This window comes from Streptomyces sp. NPDC050145 (genome assembly GCF_044460245.1).
Classification (GTDB): domain Bacteria; phylum Actinomycetota; class Actinomycetes; order Streptomycetales; family Streptomycetaceae; genus Streptomyces.
This window is the reverse complement of sequence record NZ_JBITJS010000027.1, coordinates 56,948-77,252: the sequence shown is the minus strand read 5'-3', so window position 1 is coordinate 77,252 and position 20,305 is coordinate 56,948. Positions and strand designations below refer to the sequence as shown.

Here is a 20,305-nt window from a genome sequence, read left to right as displayed (position 1 = left end):
CAGCCATGGCAGCCGTAGTGGAGAAGCACTCCATCGACGTCGTCCCCGACAGTGCGCGGCACGGACGCGCGTTCAGCCAGTTCACGCTCTGGCTCGGGGCCAATCTCCAGATCACGGCCGTCGTCACCGGCGCCCTCGCCGTCGTGTTCGGCGGTGACGTGGTCTGGTCACTGATCGGGCTCGTGCTCGGCAACCTGCTCGGCGGCGCCGTCATGGCCCTGCACTCCGCGCAGGGCCCCAAGCTGGGGCTGCCCCAGATGATCCAGTCGCGGGCCCAGTTCGGCGTCAAGGGCGCCGTCGTCCCGCTGCTGCTCGTCATCCTCATGTACGTCGGCTTCTTCGCCAGCGGCAGCGTCCTCGCCGGACAGGCCACCGCCCGCCTCACGCACACCGGCGACACCACGGGCATCATCATCTTCGCCCTGGTCACGGGCGTCATGGCCACCGTCGGCTACCGCGTCATCCACGCCCTCGGCCGGGTGGCCAGCGTGGTCTGCGCCCTCGCCTTCCTCTTCCTCGGCGCGCGCCTCCTGGAGCGCACCGACCTCGGCGAGCTGCTCGGCAACGCCCACTTCTCGATGCCGATGTTCCTGCTCGCCGTCTCCCTGTCGGCGTCCTGGCAGCTCGCCTTCGGCCCGTACGTCGCCGACTACTCGCGCTACCTGCCGCGCTCCACGAGCGCCAAGGCCACCTTCTGGTGGACCCTGTCCGGCTCGGCGCTCGGCTCCCAGTGGTCGATGACCTTCGGCGTGTTCGTCGCCGCGAGCTCGGGCGGCGCGTTCCTCGACGACCAGGTCGGCTACGTGGTCTCGCTCGGCGGCGCCGGGCTCGTCGCCTCGTTCTTCTACTTCGTCATCGCGCTCGGCAAGCTCACCGTGAACGTCCTCAACACCTACGGCGGCTTCATGTCGATGGTGACCGGCATCAGCGGCTTCCGGGGTCAGCGCGTCCTGTCGCAGCGCGGCCGGGCGCTCTACATCGCGGTCATCATGGTCGCGGGCACCGCCGTGGCACTGGCCGGCAAGGACAGCTTCCTGTCCTCCTTCAAGGACTTCCTGCTGTTCCTGCTGACCTTCTTCACGCCCTGGTCGGCCATCAACCTCGTCGACTACTACCTGATCTCCAAGGAGCGCTACGACATCCCCGCGCTCTTCGACGCGAACGGACGCTACGGCGCCTGGCGCTGGGACGCCCTCGTCGTCTACGGGGTCGGCCTCGTCGCCCAGCTCCCGTTCCTGGCGACGCACTTCTACACCGGCCCGCTCGTCGAGCCGCTCGGCGGCGCCGACATCTCCTGGATCGTGGGCCTCGTCGTCCCGGCCGCCCTGTACTGGCTGCTCGCCCGCCGCGACACCTCCCACATCCCCGATTTCCCCGAGCCCCGCACCGAGACCGCCCCGGACACCGCGGTCACCCCGTAGGCGAGCCCCTGGTCGACCCCCTAGGGGACAAGAGGGGGGCTAGCCCCACTGTCCCGGGGGCGACCGGTCCGTAGCGTGGTGCGGTATGAGCGGAATGGATGCCCGCGCCCAGGAGCGCACCCGGGACGCCGAGCTGAAGAAGGAGCTCGACGCCACCCTGCACGCGCGCAGGGAACTCGGTGAGGAGTACGAGTCCGCGCTGGTGGACTCCTTCATCGGCAAGGTCGAGCAGCGGCTCGACTCCGTCGTCGACCGGAGGGTGCGCCGCACCATGGCCGAGCAGCAGATGACCGCGGCCCGCGGCGGCCACGAGCGCACCGGTACGGAGAACTGGGCCGAGCGGTTCGGCTTCGTCATCGTGACCCTCGTCCTCGCGATCCCGCTGTCCGCGATCGCCGTCGTCAACGCCGGACTGCCGGGGCTGCTCGTCGCCTGGGGCGGCATCGTCGGCGTCAACGCGGTGCACGCGGGCCATGTGTGGCCGCGCCGCCGCGACGCCGGCGCCCGCCAGGACTCCGACTGGGAGGACTGAGGGGACTGAGGGGGCTGAGGGGGCTGAGGGAGGCGCCCCCGGCAGGGCTCAGGCCTGCCGGGTCCCGGCGCCCCTGAACCGGCCGGTTCAGACCTCCAGTTCGGCCTCGATCCTCTTCAGCTGGTGGCGGGCCATCGCCAGGTTGGCGCGCGAGGAGTCGAGCACCAGGTAGAGGAACAGCCCGTTGCCGCCGCGGCCCTTGAGCAGGCGGATCAGGTGGTACTGGGTGCCGAGCGTGATCAGGATGTCCTCGATCTCGTCCTGGAGGCCGAGGTGCTCCATGGTGCGCAGCTTGGCGCGGACCACGTCGGTGTTGCCCGCGGCGGCGACCTCCAGGTCGAAGTCCTTGGAGCCGCCGGCGGTGCCGAGGGCCATGCCGCTCGTGTAGTCGACGAGCGCGGCGGCCGTCGCACCCTCGATGCCCGTGAGGGCGTCCTTGAGAGCGGTCTCGGTGTTGGCCATGGTGCGGGTCCTCTCGTAGTGGTGGTGTGGTGTTCGGTGCGTGCGGTCGTGGTCAGGCGGTGTCGGTGGGGGTGTGCGGCGCGCGCAGGGGCAGGCCGGAGCCGGCGGTGCGGGTGCGGGCCCGGCTGCGGGCGCGGGCGGGCTCCTTCGGGGGCGCGGCGGCCGGGGAGGCCGCCACGACCAGCTCGCCGATGCGGGCGCCCGCCCGGCGGCCCTCCAGATGCAGCCGGCCCACGTTCACCCGGTCCCCGGCGAGCAGCGTCAGCACGGCCGAGTCCCCGGCCGCGTACGTCGCGACGTAGCCGCTCTCGCCGCGGACGAGGAGCTCGCGGAACCCGCCCTGCCCGGTCGCGTCGGTCAGACGCAGGGCGACGCCGAGCGCGGCCGCGGTGAGCGCGGCGACGCCCTCGGCCTCGACGCCCGGGGTGTCGTGGGCGAGGACGAGGCCGTCGACGCTCGCCGCGAGCGCCCCGGTCACCTGCGGCACATGGACTCTCAACCGGTGTATCTCGGCGAGGAGTTCGGCCTCGTCGACCATCGGGGTGCTCCTTTCGGGGGCGGGGTGCCGGCGGCGTCTCACAGGGCCTCCAGGGCGGCGCGCAGCCGGCGCAGCAGGGCCACGTCGGGGTCCTCGACGGCGGCCGTCCGCGCGATCCACTCCGGTACGGCCTCGGCGGCCGGAGTCTCGGGCGCGGTGGTGACGAGGCCGCGGGAGGCGAGGCGGCGCAGGTCGACGAGGGTGTGGAAGGCGGGGCGGCCGAGCGTGAGGGCGATCTGCGAGGCGGTGCGCGCCCCGTCGACGAGTTCGAGGACCCGGCGCCGGCGCGGCGGCACCCGCAGCGGATGCAGGGCGGTGCGGCTGAGCGCGGCGGTGTCGGTGTCCGGCTCGGGCCAGATCCGCTGGAGCAGGTCGCGGCGGCGCAGCGTCTCGCGCTCCACGGCGGCGACCGGCACCGGCCGCACCGCCCCGAACCAGTGCGCGACCCCGTACCGGAAGCGGGTCGGTCCGCTGGTCGGCGCGAGCGTGAAGTAGGCGGCGTCGAACAGGGCGCCCAGATGGCACAGTTCGAGCGCGCCGTCGGTCAGTCCGCCGTGCTCGACGAGGTAGCGGCCGACGCGGCGCCCGGCGCCCGCCCGGTCGACGGCCTCCCACCAGCCGTCGGCGTCGATCACGCCGGTCGCGGTGAGCAGCACGTCCATGCCGGGCGTCGCGGGCGACTCGGCGTGCACGATCCGCCCGTCCTGGAGGTACAGGGTGCCGTGCTCGCGGATGAGGGCGCCGGTGGCCCGCTCGGAGGCGAGCCGGCTGAGCATGGGGGAGACCCCGCCGCGGTCGCTCACCCGAGGACCAGCCGCTCGGCGAGGTCGGCGAGGCGGATCCGGGCGAGGGCCAGATTGCCGTCCGCCCGGTCGAGCCACAGATGGAGGAAGACGCTGCTGTCGAAGCTGGTGCGGACGAAACGCAGCAGGTGGTAGCCGTCGCGGCTGGTGACGATGACGTCCTCGACGGGCGGCTCCGCCCCGTTCCGCGACCAGTCGCCGCCGCCCGCCGGGGCGAAGGCGCGGTGCTCGGCGGTGAGCCGGGCCACCTCGGCGGCCTCGGCGGCGGTGGCCTCGTGGTCGCCGTTGGGCGACTCACCGATGGTGCCCAGGGCGAGTCCGCTGGTCCAGTCGACGACCGAGGCGCCGCGGGCCCCCGGCAGCCGCATGGCCTCGAGCAGACACTCGTCGATTCCGGGCACGCCTGGATCCCCCCACCCGTCCGTCACTTCGGTGCACCACTGGTGTCGGTGTGACGCTGACGCTACGCACCGTACGGAGGCCTGGTGAGCGTTCTGGCATTTTCCAATGGAACATGCGGCCGGGTACTAGAATCCGCCGACCTGCCTGTCCCGCAAGGGAGTTGGAGGCGTGCGCGGCGGAGGTTCAGAGCTCGGTGAGGCCGTCCCGCAGGGCGCCGCCCGCCTCGGCCACGATCTCCTCGACGGGCTGCGGTGCGCGCACGGTCGCAAAGCGCACGGTGCCGTCCGGTTCGGTGACATGGCCGTAGATCCCGGGCCTGGCCAGGGAGTTGTACGAGTAGTGCTGGGCGAAGTAGTAGGCGCCGGTGTCCAGGGCGGCCGCGTGGTCGCCGGCCGCGAGCAGCGGCAGTTCCTGGTTCTCGGCGAGCAGGTCGCCGGCGAAGCAGGCCGGGCCCGCCACGTCCTGCGCCACGAGCGGTCCGTTCTTGGGCAGCCCCTTCGCGTCGTACGCGGCGATCCGCAGCGGCCATGACGCGGGCGCGTACACGGTGCGGGTGGCGACCTGGACGCCCGCGTGCGTGACGGCGATGGGGCGGCCGCCGGCCTCCTTGGCGTACTCGACGAGGGCGAGCGTGGTGCCGTGCTTGGCGGTCAGGGAGCGGCCGAACTCGGTGACGAGCCCGTAGCTCCCGCCGAAGAGCCCCGGCACGGTGGCGGCGAGCAGTCGCGCGTACGCCGCGTAGGTGGGGGTCTCCTCGTCGGAGCCGAAGTTCACGGGCAGGCCGCCGCCGATGTCGAGGGTGTCGACCTGGCGGCGTCCGGCGGCCGCGTTGATCTCCTCGGCGAGCTCGTGGACGGCCCGGACGCCCTCGGCCATCCGCTCCAGGGGGACGCCCTGGGAGCCGGAGTGGGTGTGCAGCCGGGTCAGCCACGGCCGGTCCAGGTACGCCTCGACCAGCCAGGCACGGGCGCCCTCGTCGCGCAGGGCGACGCCGAACTTGGAGGTGGCGGTCGCGGTGGACAGGGCGCCGATGGAGCCCGCGCCGGTCTGCGGGTTCACGCGGACGCCGAGCGGGGAGCGGGTGGGGGCGGAGGCGACGAGGGCGTCGAGGCGGGCGAGCTCCTCGGGGTTGTCGGCGTTGACGGCGATGCCGAGGGCGAGGGCCTCGCGCAGTTCGGCCGGGGTCTTGGCGGGGGAGTCGAGGACGGTGCGGGCGGGCGGCATCCCGGCGGCGCGGGCGAGGGCCAGCTCGCCGGGGCTCGCGACCTCGGCGCCGATCCCGGCCTCGCGCAGCAGGCGCAGGACGGGCACGAGCGGGGTGGCCTTCACGGCGAAGGCGTGCAGGACGGGGGTGCCGGGGGCGGTGACGGCGTCGAAGGCGGCGTGCAGGGCGGCGGCGGAGGCGCGGATGCCGGTGACGTCGAGGAGGCCGGCGACGGGCGTCGCGGGGCCGACCAGGCCCTGCTCGACGGCGGCGCGTACGGCCTGGTCGCGGCGGGTGGCGGCGTCGGGGGACCGGCGGGGCAGGGGCTGCGTCTGATCGGTGTCGTGACCCATACGGTCCACACAACCATCCGTGACCGTCCGTGTGGTTCCGGTGGGACGTGTTGACTAGTTCTATTCAGAACGTCAGGATGTGAATATCTAAGCCAACACCCTCACCCTCCAGGAGGCACCCCGATGTCCGGACCCCGCCCCGTACGAGCCCCGCGCGGTACCGAGCTGAACACCCTGGGGTGGCAGCAGGAGGGTGCCCTGCGCATGCTCATGAACAACCTCGACGCCGAGGTCGCCGAGCACCCCGACAAGCTCGTCGTCTACGGGGGCACCGGCAAGGCGGCCCGCTCCTGGGAGGCGTACGACGCGATCGTCCGCACCCTCGAGACGCTGAAGGACGACGAGACCCTCCTCGTCCAGTCCGGCAAGCCCGTCGGTGTCATGCGCACCAACGAGTGGGCGCCGCGCGTGCTCCTCGCCAACTCCAACCTGGTGGGCGACTGGGCCAACTGGGAGGAGTTCCGCAAGCTCGAGGCCGAGGGCCTCACCATGTACGGCCAGATGACCGCCGGCTCGTGGATCTACATCGGCTCCCAGGGCATCGTCCAGGGCACCTACGAGACCTTCGGCGCCGTCGCCCGCAAGAAGTTCGACGGCACCCTGGCCGGCACCATCACCCTCACCGCCGGCATGGGCGGCATGGGCGGCGCCCAGCCGCTGGCCGTCACCATGAACGAGGGCGTCGCGATCTGTGTCGACGTCGACGAGACGCGCATCGACCGCCGCATCGGCACCCGCTACCTCGACGTCAAGGCCGACAACCTGGACCACGCCCTCGAGCTGGCCGTGAAGGCCCGCGACGAGCGTCGCGGCCTGTCCATCGGTGTCGTCGGCAACGCCGCCGAGATCTTCCCGGAGCTCCTGCGCCGCGACGCCCCGATCGACATCGTCACCGACCAGACCTCCGCCCACGACCCGCTGGCCTACCTGCCGGTCGGCATCTCGGTCGAGGACTGGGACAAGGAGCGCGAGGCGGACCCGGTGGGCTTCACCGAGAAGGCCCGCAAGTCGATGGCCCTGCACGTCGAGGCCATGGTCGGCTTCCTGGACAAGGGCAAGGAGGTCTTCGACTACGGCAACTCGATCCGCGACGAGGCCCGCAAGGCCGGCTACGAGCGCGCCTTCGACTTCCCCGGCTTCGTCCCGGCCCACATCCGCCCGCTCTTCGAGGAGGGCCTCGGCCCGTTCCGCTGGGCCGCCCTGTCCGGCGACCCCAAGGACATCGCGGCCACCGACAAGGCGATCAAGGAGCTGTTCCCCGAGAACAAGCACCTGCACCGCTGGATCGACATGGCCGGCGAGCGCATCGCCTTCGAGGGCCTCCCGGCCCGCATCTGCTGGCTCGGCTACGGCGAGCGCCACCTGGCCGGCCTCAAGTTCAACGAGATGGTCGCCTCCGGCGAGCTCTCCGCCCCGGTCGCCATCGGCCGCGACCACCTCGACTCGGGCTCCGTCGCCTCCCCGTACCGCGAGACCGAGGCCATGAAGGACGGCTCGGACGCGATCGCCGACTGGCCGCTCCTGAACGCCCTGGTCAACACCGCCTCCGGCGCCTCCTGGGTCTCCATCCACCACGGCGGCGGCGTCGGCATGGGCCGCTCCATCCACGCCGGCCAGGTCTGTGTCGCCGACGGCACCGAGCTCGCCGCGCGCAAGATCGAGCGCGTCCTCACCAACGACCCCGCCATGGGCGTCATCCGCCACGTCGACGCCGGCTACGAGCACGCCGCCGACGTCGCCAAGGAGCGCGGTGTCCGCGTCCCCATGACCGAGGGCGACACCAAGTGACCACCCCCGACTTCGTCACCATGTGGGAGGAGTTGCGCCCCATCGGGCGCGACTCCGGCTCCGGCGGCTACCGCCGCTACGCCTGGACCGGCGCCGACGCCGACTGCAAGGTCTGGTTCAAGGAGCAGGCGGAGAACCGCGGCCTGACCCTCGAGGTCGACCGCAACGGCAATCAGTGGGCCTGGCTGGGTGACCCGGAAGCCGGCGGAGCCGTAGTCACCGGCTCCCACCTGGACTCCGTGCCCGACGGCGGCGCCTTCGACGGCCCCCTCGGCGTCGTGTCCTCCTTCGCCGCCCTCGACGAACTCCGCCGCAGGGGAGTGGAGTTCACCAAGCCGCTCGCGATCACCAACTTCGGCGACGAGGAGGGTGCCCGCTTCGGCCTGGCCTGCGTCGGCTCCCGCCTCACCGGCGGCCACCTCACCCGCGAGCAGGCCTTCGCGCTCAAGGACGGGGACGGCGTCAGCCTGCCCCAGGCCATGGAGCGGGCCGGCTACGACCCCGAGGCCATCGGGCCCGACCCCGAGCGCCTCGCCCGCATCGGCGCGTTCATCGAGCTCCACGTCGAGCAGGGCCGCGCCCTGGACCTGTCCGGGGACGCGGTCGGCGTCGCCAGCTCCATCTGGCCGCACGGCCGCTGGCGCTTCGACTTCCGCGGCGAGGCCAACCACGCGGGCACCACCCGCCTGGTCGACCGCCGCGACCCGATGCTCTCCTACGCCGAGACCGTCCTCGCGGCCCGCCGCGAGGCCGAGCTCGCCGGCTCCGTCGCCACCTTCGGCAAGATCGCCGTCGAGCCCAACGGCGTCAACGCGATCCCGTCGCTCGTACGCGGCTGGCTCGACTCCCGCGCGGCCGACCAGGACGCCCTGGACCAGACGGTCACCGGGATCGAGAAGGCGGCCCGCGAGTACGCCGAGAAGCACGGCATCGACGTGTCGCTCACCCGCGAGTCGTTCACGCCCGTCGTCGAGTTCGACCACGCGCTGCGCGACGAGCTGACCCGCATCCTGGGCACCGACACCGACCTCGCGGTGCCCGTGCTCGGCACCGGCGCGGGACACGACGCGGGAATCCTCGCCTCGTCCATCCCCACCGCCATGCTGTTCGTACGCAACCCGACGGGCGTCTCGCACTCCCCGGCCGAGTTCGCGGCCGAGGACGACTGCCTCGCCGGGGTGCGCGCACTGGCCGACGTACTCGAAGGGCTGGCCTGCACGTGAGCACGACGTACTGGCTCGAACACGCCTGGCTCGACCCCGAGGTCGAGTCCGGCGTGACCGTGGAGATCGCCGACGGGCGCATCACCTCCGTCACCCGCGGCACCGCGACCCCGCCGCCCGGCGCGACCGTGCTGCGCGGCCTCACCGTGCCGGGTCTCGCCAACGCCCACAGCCACGCCTTCCACCGCGCCCTGCGCGCCACGGTGCAGGTCGGCTCGGGCACCTTCTGGACCTGGCGCGAGACGATGTACTCCGTCGCGGACCGGCTCACCCCGGACAGCTACCACGCGCTCGCGCGGGCCGTGTACGCGGAGATGGCGCTCGCCGGCATCACCGCCGTCGGCGAGTTCCACTACCTGCACCACGCGCCCGGCGGCACGCCGTACGCGGACCCGAACGCGATGGGCGAGGCGCTGATCGCCGCCGCCGACGAGGCCGGCATCCGCATCACGCTGCTCGACACCGCGTACCTGTCGGCGGGCTTCGGCAAGGCGCCCGACGCGCACCAGGCGAGGTTCTCCGACGGCACCGCCGACGCGTGGGCCGAGCGGGCCTCGCTCCTCAAGGACCGCCCGCACGCGAAGATCGGCGCCGCCGTGCACTCCGTACGGGCCGTCCCCGCGGAGCAGCTGTCGACCGTCGCCGAGTGGGCCCGCGCCCGCCGCGTCCCGCTGCACGTCCACCTCTCCGAGCAGATCGCGGAGAACGAGGCGTGCCAGGCCGCGCACGGCTGCACCCCGACCGAACTCCTCGCGGAGCACGGGGTGCTGGGCTCGCTCACCACGGGCGTGCACAACACGCACCTCACCGACCACGACATCAGCCTCCTCGGCGGCTCCGGCACGGGCACCTGCATGTGCCCGACCACGGAGCGGGACCTTGCCGACGGCATCGGCCCCGCCGTGCAGCTCCAGCAGGCCGGCTCGCCGCTCTCGCTGGGCTCCGACAGCCACGCCGTCATCGACCTGTTCGAAGAGGCGCGCGGCATGGAGCTCAACGAGCGGCTGCGCACGCATCAGCGCGGGCACTGGACGGCGGGGGCCCTGCTGCGGGCCGCCGCCGCGGACGGGCACGCGGCGCTCGGCTGGACCGACGCCGGTGTCATCGAGCAGGGGGCCGTCGCGGACCTCGTCACGATCGACCTCGGGTCGGTCCGGACAGCCGGGGCTCCGCCGCGGCTGGGTGCGGAGACGGCCGTGTTCTCGGCCGGCGCCGCGGATGTCCGTGACGTCATCGCGTCCGGCCGCGAGGTCGTCCGCGACGGGGTCCACGTCCGTGTCGGGAACGTGGGTGCCGCCTTGACCGAGGCGATTGCCGCGCTGCGGTAACCCGTCGTCGGGTGCGGGTGCGTCGTGGCTGGTCGCGCAGTTCCCCGCGCCCCTGAGATGCGCACTTCGTGCGCGATCTCATCGGGGAAATGCCGCCCGCAGGGCGTGCATTTCAGGGGCGCGGGGAACTGCGCGACCAGCCCCCACCGGACCCGCACCCGGCAACGAAACCGGAAGGAATCATGACCACCACCGCCATCGTCAACATCGGCAACCTCGTCACCAACGACCCGGAGCTGGGCGAGGGCCCTCTGGGTCAGATCAAGAACGCCGCACTGGTCGTGGAGGGCGACAAGATCGTCTGGGCCGGCCCGAGCGCGGAAGTACCCGCGACGGACGAGGCCCACGACGCGGCCGGCCGAGCCGTGATCCCCGGGTTCGTCGACTCGCACTCCCACCTGGTCTTCGCAGGAGACCGCACCGAGGAGTTCAACGCCCGCATGTCCGGCCGCAGTTACAGCGCGGGCGGCATCCGGACCACCGTCGCCGCCACCCGCGCCGCCACGGACGAGGCGCTGGAGGCGAACCTCAGGCACCACCTCGCCGAGGCCCTGCGCCAGGGCACGACCACGTTCGAGACGAAGTCCGGCTACGGCCTGACCGTCCGGGACGAGGAGCGCGCCCTGCGCATCGCCAAGGCGCACACCGACGAGGTCACCTACCTCGGCGCCCACATCGTGTCGCCGGACCTCGCCGACGACCCGGCCGCGTACGTCGACCTGGTCACCGGCGAGATGCTGGACGCCTGCGCCCCGCACGCCCGCTGGATCGACGTGTTCTGCGAGAAGGGCGCCTTCGACGGCGACCAGGCGCGGGCCATCCTGACGGCCGGCAAGGCGAAGGGCCTGCTGCCCCGCATCCACGCCAACCAGCTCTCCTACGGCCCCGGCGTCCAGCTGGCCGTGGAGCTGGACGCGGCCAGCGCCGACCACTGCACGCACCTGACGGACGCCGACGTGGACGCGCTGGCGAGCGGGAACACGGTGGCGACGCTGCTGCCCGGCGCCGAGTTCTCGACCCGCGCCCAGTGGCCGGACGCCCGCCGCCTGCTGGACGCGGGCGTCACCGTGGCGCTGTCCACGGACTGCAACCCGGGCTCGTCCTTCACGTCCTCGGTGCCGTTCTGCATCGCCCTGGCCGTGCGGGACATGGGCATGACCCCGGACGAGGCCCTCTGGGCGGCCACGGCGGGCGGCGCGCAGGCGCTGCGCCGCACGGACATCGGCCGCCTCTCCCCGGGCGCCCGCGCCGACCTGGCGTTCCTGGACGCCCCCAGCCACGTCCACCTGGCCTACCGCCCGGGCGTCCCGCTGGTCAGCGAGGTGTGGCGCTCCGGCGCGCAGGTCGCGTAAGAACGTACGTAACGGACAGCCGTACGCGAGAGGGCCCGCTTCCCGGGGATCTGGGAAGCGGGCCCACTCGCATGTCAGGGGCCGGGAGCCGGGCTCACTCCTCGACGGTCAGCCCCTTGCGCAGCCGCACGAGGGTCCGCGACAGGAGCCGCGACACGTGCATCTGCGAGATTCCGAGCTCTTCGCCGATCTCCGACTGGGTCATGTTGGCGACGAAGCGAAGGGACAGGATCTTGCGGTCGCGCGGCGGGAGTTCGGCGATGAGGGGCTTGAGGGACTCGACGTACTCGATGCCCTCCAGGCCGTGGTCCTCGTAGCCGATACGGTCCGCGAGCGCGCCCTCGGAGTCGTCCTCCTCGGGCTGGGCGTCCAGGGAGGATGCCGTGTAGGCGTTGGACGCCGCCATGCCCTCGACGACCTCGTCGTTGGAGATGCCGAGACGGTCGGCGAGCTCGCCCACGGTGGGGGCGCGGTCGAGCTGCTGGGCGAGTTCGTCGCCGGCCTTGGCGAGGTCGAGACGGAGCTCCTGGAGCCTGCGCGGGACGCGCACGGACCACGAGGTGTCGCGGAAGAAGCGCTTTATCTCACCGACGATGGTCGGCATCGCGAAGGTGGGGAACTCGACGCCGCGGCTGAGCTCGAAGCGGTCGATGGCCTTGATCAGGCCGATGGTGCCGACCTGGATGATGTCCTCCATCGGTTCGCTGCGGGAGCGGAACCGGGAGGCCGCGAACTTCACCAGGGCGAGGTTCAGCTCGACCAGCGTGTTGCGGACGTACGAGTATTCGTGCGTGCCTTCTTCAAGGGACTCCAGACGTTCGAAGAGTGTCTTGGAGAGGGCGCGCGCGTCGAGAGGTGCCACTTCGTCGAAGGGCGGGATCTCCGGAAGACCGAGGTCCTCCAGGACGTCGGACTCGACGTGGGCAGGGGGTTCCGGGGGGAGTTTCGACGACGCCTGGTCAGTACGCGTTTCGTCGAGCCGGGGTGACATGATGTCCTCCATCGTTCTCGGCATATGGCTGCCGATGCCAATACGTGCACTGCGGTGTGCGGCGCCTCCGAAGCCGGCCGTGGTGATTGGTGTCCTTACTAGGCCTACCCGCTTTACACAGCGAGCCGCAAGTGCGTTCTATGGCGAAATGTCCGATTTCTGGGCCTTGTTCGGGTACCGGCACCGGTGGTGAGGGCGTAGGGTTCGAGGGCGTCAATCGGCACGTCGAAGGCAGCTGGGAGCTTCGGAAGCTTTTCAGCGGGAGAGGGTCGTCATGGACCGCGGGACAGTCGGCAGCGCGCATCGGGGCCGACTTCTGGTCGGGGTGCGACGAGAGGGCTCCAGCGCCGTCGTGACTCCGGTGGGTGAGCTCGATCACCACACGGCGGATCTGTTGCGTGAGCCACTCGACGAGTGCCTGGACCAGGGACTGTCGCGGCTGGTCCTCGACTGCGCGGGTCTGGAGTTCTGCGACTCGACGGGGCTGAACGTGCTGCTGGGCGCCCGCCTCAAGGCGGAGGCCGCCGGTGGCGGGGTCCATCTGGCCGCGATGCAGCCGGTGGTCGCCCGGGTCTTCGAGATCACCGGCGCCGAGGCCGTCTTCACGGTCCACGAGACGCTCGCCGAAGCGCTCGCCACGGAGTGACCGGAGGGGCGTGTCCCCGCCGGCCGCAGAAGTTACGCTCCGGTTGTACTTGCGTGATCGAGGCGTTACCAGCGTCACATCGCCCGCGTCGAAACGGGGGGTGTTCCCGCCGTTCGTCCGGGCAGGAGATCCACGACCGGACAGACCCCAGCGACCCCGTATCCCGCATCTCGCAGTTCCGCATTGTCGAAGTCCTGAATCCTGAAGCACATGGTGAATCGGTGAGGTGAAGTGCTGATGAGCACCACCCGGCCTTACTCGCCGGGCGACCACGGCCCCGAGTCGGGCGAGCGGCCGGCCGGCACGGGCCGCCAAGTCCGCAGGCTGAGCCTCGGTGACGCGAGCGGTGTCGTACCCCTCGCCCGCGACTTCACCCGTGAAGCGCTGCACGCCTGGGGCTGGCTGCCGGCGTCCTCCGCGGACCGCCGGGCCGCGGCGGAGGACGTCCTCCTCGTCGTCTCCGAACTGGTCACGAACGCCTGCCTCCATGCCGAAGGCCCGGACGAGCTGACCGTCTCGCTCGACGGCAAGGTGTTGCGCCTGGAGGTCACCGACCGGGGCGCGGGCCAGCCCGCCCCCCGGACCCCGCACCGCGCGGGCCGTCCCGGCGGCCACGGCATGTTCATCGTCCAACGCCTCTGCATGGACTGGGGAGTTCTCCGCACCCCCGGCGTCACCGGCAAGACCGTCTGGGCCGAGCTGGACGCCCCCGCATAGCCGTGCCGCGGCGCCTTTCGCGGCGCTGTTCCGTACGTCGTTTCGAGCACGCCGGATCCTCCTGGATCCGGCGTGTTCTTTGTCTTCCCTCGTAAAGGTCCCGGGCGTACCTTGAGCCACCCGCATCTGATGAACCGTCAGTAACCGTCGGTCTGAAGGGATCTCGAGGTGACGTACCGGATGTACCCGAAACGAACCGCCGCGTTCGCGCTCAGCGCGGCTCTGGCGGGCTCGGCGGTGCTGATGGCCGCCCCCACCGCCTCGGCCACGGTCGTGGACGTCAACTACCAGTGCAAGACCCCGATCGGGAACAAGGGAGCCGTCTCCCCGATCGACATCAAGTCCGTGCAGAGCGGCAGCGGCTACAAGATCACGATGTCCTTCCAGAAGGGCGTCTCCTCCAGCCCCGTCGAGCTCGGCAAGGGCGCGATGAGCCCCAGCGCCGTCATCAAGCTCGGCGGCGCGGAGACCGGCGACCTGGCCGTGACCGGCCCGCCGAACGCCGAGGCGATCCCCGCGAACACGCCCATCAAGATCAGCGACCTGAGCGGCACGTACACGCCGAAGAAGAGCGGCAAGGTCACCTTCACCGCCGGCGTCCTCACCATCAAGGCGCTCGGCACCACCACGACCTGCACCCCGGCCAACAGCCCCAAGCCGTCCCTGGAACTGGACGTCAAGGGCGCGGGCGGAGGCGGAGGCGGCACCTCGGGCGGCTCCCAGTCGGCTCCCTCGGGCGGCGACAGCCAACTCCCACAGACGGGCCCGGAGGACTCGGCGATAGCCCTGGGCACTCTGGGAGGAACGGTCCTGTTGGTGGGCGCCGCGGGCAGCCTGTGGTTGACCCGTCGGCGCCGGGCAGGAGCGCCCCTTTAGGGGCGCGGGGACCGGCGCGAGCAACCACGGATGACCGTCACCCGCCGAAGCAGCAGAACCTCCTACGGCGCATGGGCGCTGCTGGGCGCCGCCCTGCTGACCTGGGGCGGCACCGCAGCCCCGGCGCAGGCGGCGGCGCCCGGCTGGACGATCACCCCGTCCGCGGGCGGCGCCGCCCGACCGTACATCTACGCGGAGGGCGCCCCCGGCACCGTCCTGGAGGACAAGGTGGCCGTCACCAACCCGACCACCCGCCCCCTGAAGATCACCCTCCGCGCCGCCGACGCCGACAACAAGAAGGACGGCACCCTCGGCCTGCGGACCCGCGCGAAGGACACCGGCGCCTGGATCACGTTCGCCGACACCTCCGTACGGGTCCCGGCCCGCACCCGCGCCGAGATCCCGTTCACGGTGAGCGTGCCCGCGGGCGCCGTCCCCGGTGACCATCCGGGCGCCGTCGTCGCGAGCGAGGGCGGCCGCGACGCCGGGGTCAGCGTCCACCTGCGGGTCAGCGGCCCGACCCTGTCGGCCCTCACCGTCGAACGGGTCCGGGCCGCCGACGGCGCCATCACCTACGACGTCGTGAACCGCGGCAACACCACGCTCAGCCCCCGCCTCGCCGTCCGCGCCGACGGGCTCTTCGGCGCGGTGCTCGACCGCGCCCCGCGCACCCTGCCCCTCGAACTGCTGCCGGGGCGCCGGGTCACCCTGACCGAGCCCTGGAAGAACGCCCCGGCCCTGGACGACGTCGACGTGAAGGTCACCGTCACCGCGGGCGGCGGCGCCGGTGACTCGGCCACGACGACCGCCCGGTTCGTCCCTTGGGGCGCGCTCGGCGGGGGCCTGGCCGTACTCGCGGGCGGCGGCCTGGCCGCGTACGGGTACGCGCGCCGCCGCCGACCGGCCCCCGACACACAAGGGAGTACGTCATGACACGCCGCAGCGCGCCGGGCACGCGGCTGCTCGCCGTCCTCGGCCTCGTGGCCGCGCTGCTCGCCGGCGCGGCCGCCGCACCCGCGAGCGCCGCCGCCGGGAAACCGACCGTGACCCTCTCCAAGTCCCAGGCGGGGACCGGGGGTTCGATCACCGTGAAGGGGAAGGGCTGGCGCCCGAGCGCACTCCTGATGATGCTCGTGTGCGGGCGGTCCACGCCGGAGCGCGGGGTCGTCGGCGGCACCAACTCCTGTGCCAACGCGGACGGGCTCGCCGTCACCACCGACTCCAAGGGCACCTTCAGCAAGAAGCTGCCGGTCGCCGAACCGCCCGTGCCGTGCCCGTGCGTCGTCCACGTCGCGACGGTGACGGGGGAGAAGGCCCAGGCGGACGCCGCGTTCCTGGTCGCCGGGCATCCCGTGAAGGCGATGCCGAAGGAGGACACGGGCGGGCGGCTCACCATGGTCACCGACACCCGGCTCGAGGGTTCGAGCGGCATCCTGACCTGGTTCGGCGCCCCGCCCGCGCGGAAGTTCACCTTCACCGTGGGCAACGTGGGCTCGACACCGGTCAAGGACCCCGTCTTCCAGGTCGGCACCTCGCACGGCGTGTTCGCCCCGCAGTGGGAGGAGCAGCAGTGGCGCGGCACGATCGAGGCCGGCCGCAAGGCGCGGATCGAACTGCCCGTCGAGCTCACGGCCGGCGCGCACGGCAGCTATCTCGTGTCGCTCAAGTACGGCGGCAAGGTCCTGGCCGAACAGCCCTGGGGCGTCGGGCGCCCCTGGGGCGTCACCCTCTTCTGGATCCTGCTCTGCGTCGTCGTGCCGGCCGCCGTGTTCCGCATCGGCATGGCCGTCGTGGACCGGCTGCGCCCGCGCGACCGCGGCGCGGCCGGACGGCACCGCGGCGCCCAGCGGCTCGCCGACCTCACCGTGAAGCTGCCGAAGCTGCGTACCCCGCAGCCGGCGGACCGGCCCGCACCCGGCGCCCCGGCGGACGGCGGCCCGGACCCCTCCACGACCACCCTGCCCTGGTTCACCCCGGACACCGGTCCGGGCGTGCCTGCGGCGGGTCAGCTCTCCGCACCGCCCGACAACACCAGTCCGACGAAGGGAACCACGTGAACAGGCAAAGGAGAGCCGGTGCGGCCGGCTGCGCCCTGATCCTGTCCGGTGCGGGGCTGTGGCTGGCCGCAGCGCCGGCCCATGCGGCCGCGTCCTCGTATCCGACGGAGTGCATCCCGCCGGCGATCTCCGGCCTGCCCCCGATCCAGGGCACCACGGCGACGGACATCACGGCACCGGCCACCGCGAAGGTCGGCGACGAGATCGACGTCGTGTGGAAGACGACGCAGGCCGCGTCCAAGAACCCGGACGTGCTCGACCTGGGCGCCGACACGGTCCAGCCGAGCGGCGTCATCAAGGTGGCCGGGGCGCAGACCGGCGACCTCAAGATGCAGGGCGAGCGCAAGAACCCGCCCATCCCCAAGGGCTCCCCGATGGTGCTGTCCGACATGACGGGCAAGCTGAAGCTCACCCAGCCCGGTGAGGTGACGCTGACCCCGGACGCGTACAACATCAACGTCAACAAGCCGATCTCCACCGACACCAAGTGCACGCCGACGGGCGCGGTCCCGAAGGCGATCACCATCAAGGTGACCGACGGCGGCGGCGCCTCCTCCGGGGGCACGAGCTCGGGCGGTACGACGTCCGGTGGCACGGCGTCGGGGGGCTCGACGTCCGGTGGCGGCACGGAGGGCGGCACGTCCTCGGGCGGCTCGGACAGCGGCGGCGCCACGACCTCGGGCGGCACCACGTCCGGCGGCTCGGGCGGCGGTGACGGGGGCAAGACCGACTTCACCGGCAAGGAGGTCCAGATCCCCTACGAGTGCAAGACGCCCATCGGCGACAAGAACGCGACGTCCCCGGTGCAGATCAACGCGAAGAAGGACGGAGGGAGCTACGCGCTCACCGTCCAGTTCAAGAAGGCCGTCATGGACAGCCCCGCCGACATCCCGGCCGACTCCGTGAAGCCGTCGATGGAGGTGAAGCTGGGCGGCGCCGACAAGGGCACCGTCCACGTCGAGGGCCCGACCAACAAGGAGCCGATCAAGTCCGGCGAGCCGATGACGATCCCGGACCTCACCGGCACCTACAAGCCGGGCGCCGACGGCAAGTCGACGCTGTCCCCGGGCGTCCTCACGGTGAAGGCCCTGGGCACGACGACCACCTGCACCCCGGCCAAGACGGAGGTCTCCCTGGAGATCGACACGGCGGCCCAGCCCGGCGGCGCGTCCGGCGGCACGAGCTCCGGCTCCGGGGGCGGTTCCGCGTCCGGCGGCTCGTCCTCCGGCACGAGCGGCGGCCTCGCCGAGACGGGCGCCTCGAACGACGGCGCCCTGCGTGCCCTCGGCCTGGTGGCGGGCACGGTGATCCTGATGGGCGGAGCGGTCTTCACGTTCCTTCCGAGGGCCCGCCGGGTCAGGCGATAGTCGTCACACCGGGACACGGCTCTCACCAGGCCTGATGAAGATCATCGGGCGTTAGTCTCGGTCGTACGCATCACCCGTACGACCGAGACGAGAGCGCCCCATGACCGAAGCGGACACCACCGCGCGGGAGACCGACGCCCACCCCGCCTGCCGCCGCTGTGCCGAGTCCGGACTGAAGGTCCGGGCCGCGGCGGCCGCCGACACCGCGCTGAACATCGCGGCGTCGGCGCTGGGCGGCGGCGACTTCGCCAACCGCCCGTGCGCCGTGTGCGGGCACGCCGTACGGCTGCACGAGCGGCCGCTCGACGTGCCCGTCGTGGCCCGGGAGGCGTGACGCGGGGCGTGGGTTCAGGAGAAACGGCGAGGGCCCGCCGCACCGGATCGGTGCGGCGGGCCCTCGCCGTTCAGCAGGGTCCTGGGGACGTCAGCGGACGTCGCCCATGAGCTCCTTGACGCGCTTGCGGTACATGAAGATCGCCACGCCGGCGAGGACCGCCGCGAGCGCCTCGACGGCGACCATCGGCTTCGTGTCCAGGTTCACGCCGTTGTTCGACAGCAGACCGGTGACGGCGTCGCCCGCGGTGACCGCGAGGAACCAGACACCCATCATCTGGGAGCTGTACTTGGCGGGCGCCATCTTCGTGGTGACCGACAGGCCGACCGGGGAGAGGCACAGCTCACCGACGGTCTGGCAGAAGTAGATCAGGACGATCCACCAGGGGCTGACCTTGCCGTCGCCCGAGGCCGTCAGCGGCAGCAGGAAGACGAAGAAGGAGATGCCGATCAGGGCCAGACCAGCCGAGAACTTGGCGATCGTGCTCGGCTCCTTGCCCGAACGGGCCAGGTAGAGCCAGAGCCAGGCGGCGACCGGGGCCAGCGCCATGACGAGGACCGGGTTGACCGACTGGAACCAGGAGACCGGGAACTCCCAGCCGAAGACCGAGGTGTTCACGTTGCTGTCGGCGAAGATCGACAGGGTCGAGCCACCCTGGTCGTAGATCATCCAGAAGACGGCCGCGGCGACGAAGAACCAGATGTAGCCGGAGACCTTGGTCTGCTCGGTCGGGGTCAGCTCCTTGTCGCGCTTGATGCGGAGCAGGACGACGACCGGGACGATCAGACCGATGATCAGCAGCGGGTTCGTGGCCCACTTCAGGGTCCACATGCCGGAGCCGCCGACGATGCCGTAGAAGACGACCGCGACGAGCAGCCAGATCATGGCCTTCTTCAGCGTGGCCGCGCGCTCCTGGGCGCTCAGCGGCTTCGGCACCACGTGGGACTTGGCGTCCAGGTGCTTGGTGCCGAGCAGGAACTGGACCAGGCCGAGGGCCATGCCGAGCGCGGCGAGCGCGAAGCCGAAGTGCCAGTTCACGTTCTGGCCGACCGTGCCGATGATCAGCGGGGCGGCGAAGGCACCGAGGTTGATGCCGATGTAGAAGAGCGTGAAGCCGCCGTCACGACGCGGGTCGTTCGGGCCGTCGTACAGGTGGCCCACCATCGTCGAGATGTTGGACTTCAGCAGGCCGGAACCGACCGCGACGAGCAGCAGACCGAAGTAGAAGGTCGCGGTCATCGGCAGGGCGAGCACCAGGTGGCCCGCCATGATGACGGACGCGGCGATCGCCGTCGTCTTGCGCGGCCCCCAGACACGGTCGCCGAACCAGCCGCCGGGCATGGCGAGCAGGTACACCGTCGACATGTAGACGGAGTAGATGGCGATGGCCGTGCCCGCGTCGAGGCCGAGCCCCGCGGGGGCGACCAGGTACAGCGGGAGAAGGGCGCGCATGCCGTAGTAGGAGAAACGCTCCCACATCTCGGTCATGAAGAGAGTGGCCAGTCCGCGGGGGTGGCCGAAGAAGGTCTTCTGCGGGCCAGGAGTGCTGGCCGCGTCCTTCGTGAGGCTGGACGCCATGGGTCGATCCTCGTGGGGTCTCGGGGGCACGTCGCCGGGTTCGGGACGGGTCCCCTGTGGGGTCTGGCCGGCACCGGGTCCTGCCGCCCTCCCCACGCCTTTGGGGATCTGGTGCGGCGGGCCCGGGATCCATGCCCGGCGCGCTACTTGCGCGCAGGGCCCGGCCACAGGTCATTCCATGTCGACGCTGACACTCGTCAGCTCACACAGGAAAGGGACCTTCAGTGCGCGGTGCGCTGCAAAGGTCCCCCAGTAGTGCATCAGGCGTTGAGTCACCTTACGACACCCCAGGGCGGGATATGGAAGGACTTGAGAGATGGATCACAGGCCAGG

General features: G+C 71.9%; 20 protein-coding genes. 13 read left to right on the top strand and 7 right to left on the bottom strand.

The annotated features are described in order from the left end of the window. The first annotated feature begins 5 nt into the window (after window positions 1–5). Together ACIBTU_RS36765 and ACIBTU_RS36760 are read left to right on the top strand one after the other, a co-directional pair. Window positions 6–1,421 (top strand): purine-cytosine permease family protein, encoded by a 1,416-nt coding sequence (locus ACIBTU_RS36765; protein ID WP_399131072.1) that lies wholly within the window; start codon window positions 6–8, stop codon window positions 1,419–1,421. An 85-nt stretch (window positions 1,422–1,506) separates the two neighbouring features. Then, window positions 1,507–1,953: a hypothetical protein gene (locus ACIBTU_RS36760; protein ID WP_399131070.1), complete on the top strand. Its 447-nt coding sequence runs from the start codon at window positions 1,507–1,509 to the stop codon at window positions 1,951–1,953. An 87-nt stretch (window positions 1,954–2,040) separates the two neighbouring features. Here the strand turns inward: ACIBTU_RS36760 and ACIBTU_RS36755 are convergent, their stop codons facing one another. The 5 genes from ACIBTU_RS36755 to ACIBTU_RS36735 all read right to left on the bottom strand — a co-directional run bounded on the left by ACIBTU_RS36755 (window position 2,041) and on the right by ACIBTU_RS36735 (window position 5,715). Further along, entirely contained in the window at window positions 2,041–2,415 is a 375-nt protein-coding gene (locus tag ACIBTU_RS36755) for a hypothetical protein (RefSeq protein WP_399131069.1), read from the bottom strand. A 52-nt stretch (window positions 2,416–2,467) separates the two neighbouring features. Then, window positions 2,468–2,953 (bottom strand): roadblock/LC7 domain-containing protein, encoded by a 486-nt coding sequence (locus ACIBTU_RS36750; RefSeq protein WP_399131068.1) that lies wholly within the window; start codon window positions 2,951–2,953, stop codon window positions 2,468–2,470. A 38-nt stretch (window positions 2,954–2,991) separates the two neighbouring features. Then, the gene (locus ACIBTU_RS36745) at window positions 2,992–3,729 is read right to left on the bottom strand and encodes a DUF4388 domain-containing protein (protein ID WP_399131091.1); all 738 of its coding nucleotides are present in this window, start codon (window positions 3,727–3,729) and stop codon (window positions 2,992–2,994) included. Between the two features lie 23 nt (window positions 3,730–3,752). Then, entirely contained in the window at window positions 3,753–4,157 is a 405-nt protein-coding gene (locus ACIBTU_RS36740) for a hypothetical protein (protein WP_399131067.1), read from the bottom strand. A 184-nt stretch (window positions 4,158–4,341) separates the two neighbouring features. Next, window positions 4,342–5,715, bottom strand: coding sequence for a diaminopimelate decarboxylase (locus tag ACIBTU_RS36735; protein ID WP_399131066.1), 1,374 nt, complete (start codon window positions 5,713–5,715; stop codon window positions 4,342–4,344). A gap of 123 nt (window positions 5,716–5,838) precedes the next feature. On the opposite strand from ACIBTU_RS36735, the gene hutU reads away from it, so the two are divergent. The 4 genes from hutU to hutI all read left to right on the top strand — a co-directional run bounded on the left by hutU (window position 5,839) and on the right by hutI (window position 11,406). Further along, complete coding sequence (gene hutU, locus ACIBTU_RS36730; protein WP_399131065.1) at window positions 5,839–7,503, top strand: urocanate hydratase; 1,665 nt, start codon at window positions 5,839–5,841, stop codon at window positions 7,501–7,503. 20 nt (window positions 7,504–7,523) lie between these two features. Further along, the gene (locus ACIBTU_RS36725) at window positions 7,524–8,726 is read left to right on the top strand and encodes an allantoate amidohydrolase (RefSeq protein WP_399131090.1); all 1,203 of its coding nucleotides are present in this window, start codon (window positions 7,524–7,526) and stop codon (window positions 8,724–8,726) included. Continuing rightward, on the top strand, window positions 8,723–10,054 hold the full coding sequence (locus tag ACIBTU_RS36720) for a formimidoylglutamate deiminase (protein WP_399131064.1): 1,332 nt from the start codon (window positions 8,723–8,725) through the stop codon (window positions 10,052–10,054). Before ACIBTU_RS36725 ends, ACIBTU_RS36720 begins: the two co-directional genes overlap by 4 nt. Window positions 10,055–10,236: 182 nt before the next feature. Further along, window positions 10,237–11,406, top strand: coding sequence for an imidazolonepropionase (gene hutI / locus ACIBTU_RS36715; protein ID WP_399131063.1), 1,170 nt, complete (start codon window positions 10,237–10,239; stop codon window positions 11,404–11,406). A 94-nt stretch (window positions 11,407–11,500) separates the two neighbouring features. Here hutI and ACIBTU_RS36710 read toward each other — a convergent pair whose 3' ends face one another. After that, window positions 11,501–12,397, bottom strand: coding sequence for an RNA polymerase sigma factor SigF (locus ACIBTU_RS36710; protein ID WP_399131062.1), 897 nt, complete (start codon window positions 12,395–12,397; stop codon window positions 11,501–11,503). Window positions 12,398–12,671: 274 nt separating this feature from the next. On the opposite strand from ACIBTU_RS36710, the gene ACIBTU_RS36705 reads away from it, so the two are divergent. The 7 genes from ACIBTU_RS36705 to ACIBTU_RS36675 all read left to right on the top strand — a co-directional run bounded on the left by ACIBTU_RS36705 (window position 12,672) and on the right by ACIBTU_RS36675 (window position 18,394). Next, window positions 12,672–13,043 (top strand): STAS domain-containing protein, encoded by a 372-nt coding sequence (locus tag ACIBTU_RS36705; protein ID WP_399131061.1) that lies wholly within the window; start codon window positions 12,672–12,674, stop codon window positions 13,041–13,043. A 237-nt stretch (window positions 13,044–13,280) separates the two neighbouring features. Then, complete coding sequence (locus tag ACIBTU_RS36700) at window positions 13,281–13,760, top strand: ATP-binding protein (RefSeq protein ID WP_399131060.1); 480 nt, start codon at window positions 13,281–13,283, stop codon at window positions 13,758–13,760. Between the two features lie 180 nt (window positions 13,761–13,940). Further along, entirely contained in the window at window positions 13,941–14,636 is a 696-nt protein-coding gene (locus tag ACIBTU_RS36695) for an LPXTG cell wall anchor domain-containing protein (protein ID WP_399131059.1), read from the top strand. Window positions 14,637–14,666: 30 nt separating this feature from the next. Then, a complete protein-coding gene (locus tag ACIBTU_RS36690; RefSeq protein ID WP_399131058.1) occupies window positions 14,667–15,569 on the top strand; it encodes a hypothetical protein in 903 nt (300 codons plus the stop codon). Next, window positions 15,566–16,693, top strand: coding sequence for a hypothetical protein (locus tag ACIBTU_RS36685; protein WP_399131057.1), 1,128 nt, complete (start codon window positions 15,566–15,568; stop codon window positions 16,691–16,693). The genes ACIBTU_RS36690 and ACIBTU_RS36685 overlap by 4 nt, the downstream gene beginning before the upstream one ends. Then, on the top strand, window positions 16,690–18,060 hold the full coding sequence (locus tag ACIBTU_RS36680) for a hypothetical protein (RefSeq protein WP_399131056.1): 1,371 nt from the start codon (window positions 16,690–16,692) through the stop codon (window positions 18,058–18,060). The genes ACIBTU_RS36685 and ACIBTU_RS36680 overlap by 4 nt, the downstream gene beginning before the upstream one ends. A gap of 100 nt (window positions 18,061–18,160) precedes the next feature. Continuing rightward, a complete protein-coding gene (locus ACIBTU_RS36675; RefSeq protein WP_399131055.1) occupies window positions 18,161–18,394 on the top strand; it encodes a hypothetical protein in 234 nt (77 codons plus the stop codon). A 90-nt stretch (window positions 18,395–18,484) separates the two neighbouring features. On the opposite strand, the gene ACIBTU_RS36670 is transcribed toward ACIBTU_RS36675, so the two are convergent. Beyond that, window positions 18,485–19,972: a peptide MFS transporter gene (locus ACIBTU_RS36670; protein ID WP_399131054.1), complete on the bottom strand. Its 1,488-nt coding sequence runs from the start codon at window positions 19,970–19,972 to the stop codon at window positions 18,485–18,487. Window positions 19,973–20,305: the final 333 nt, after the last annotated feature.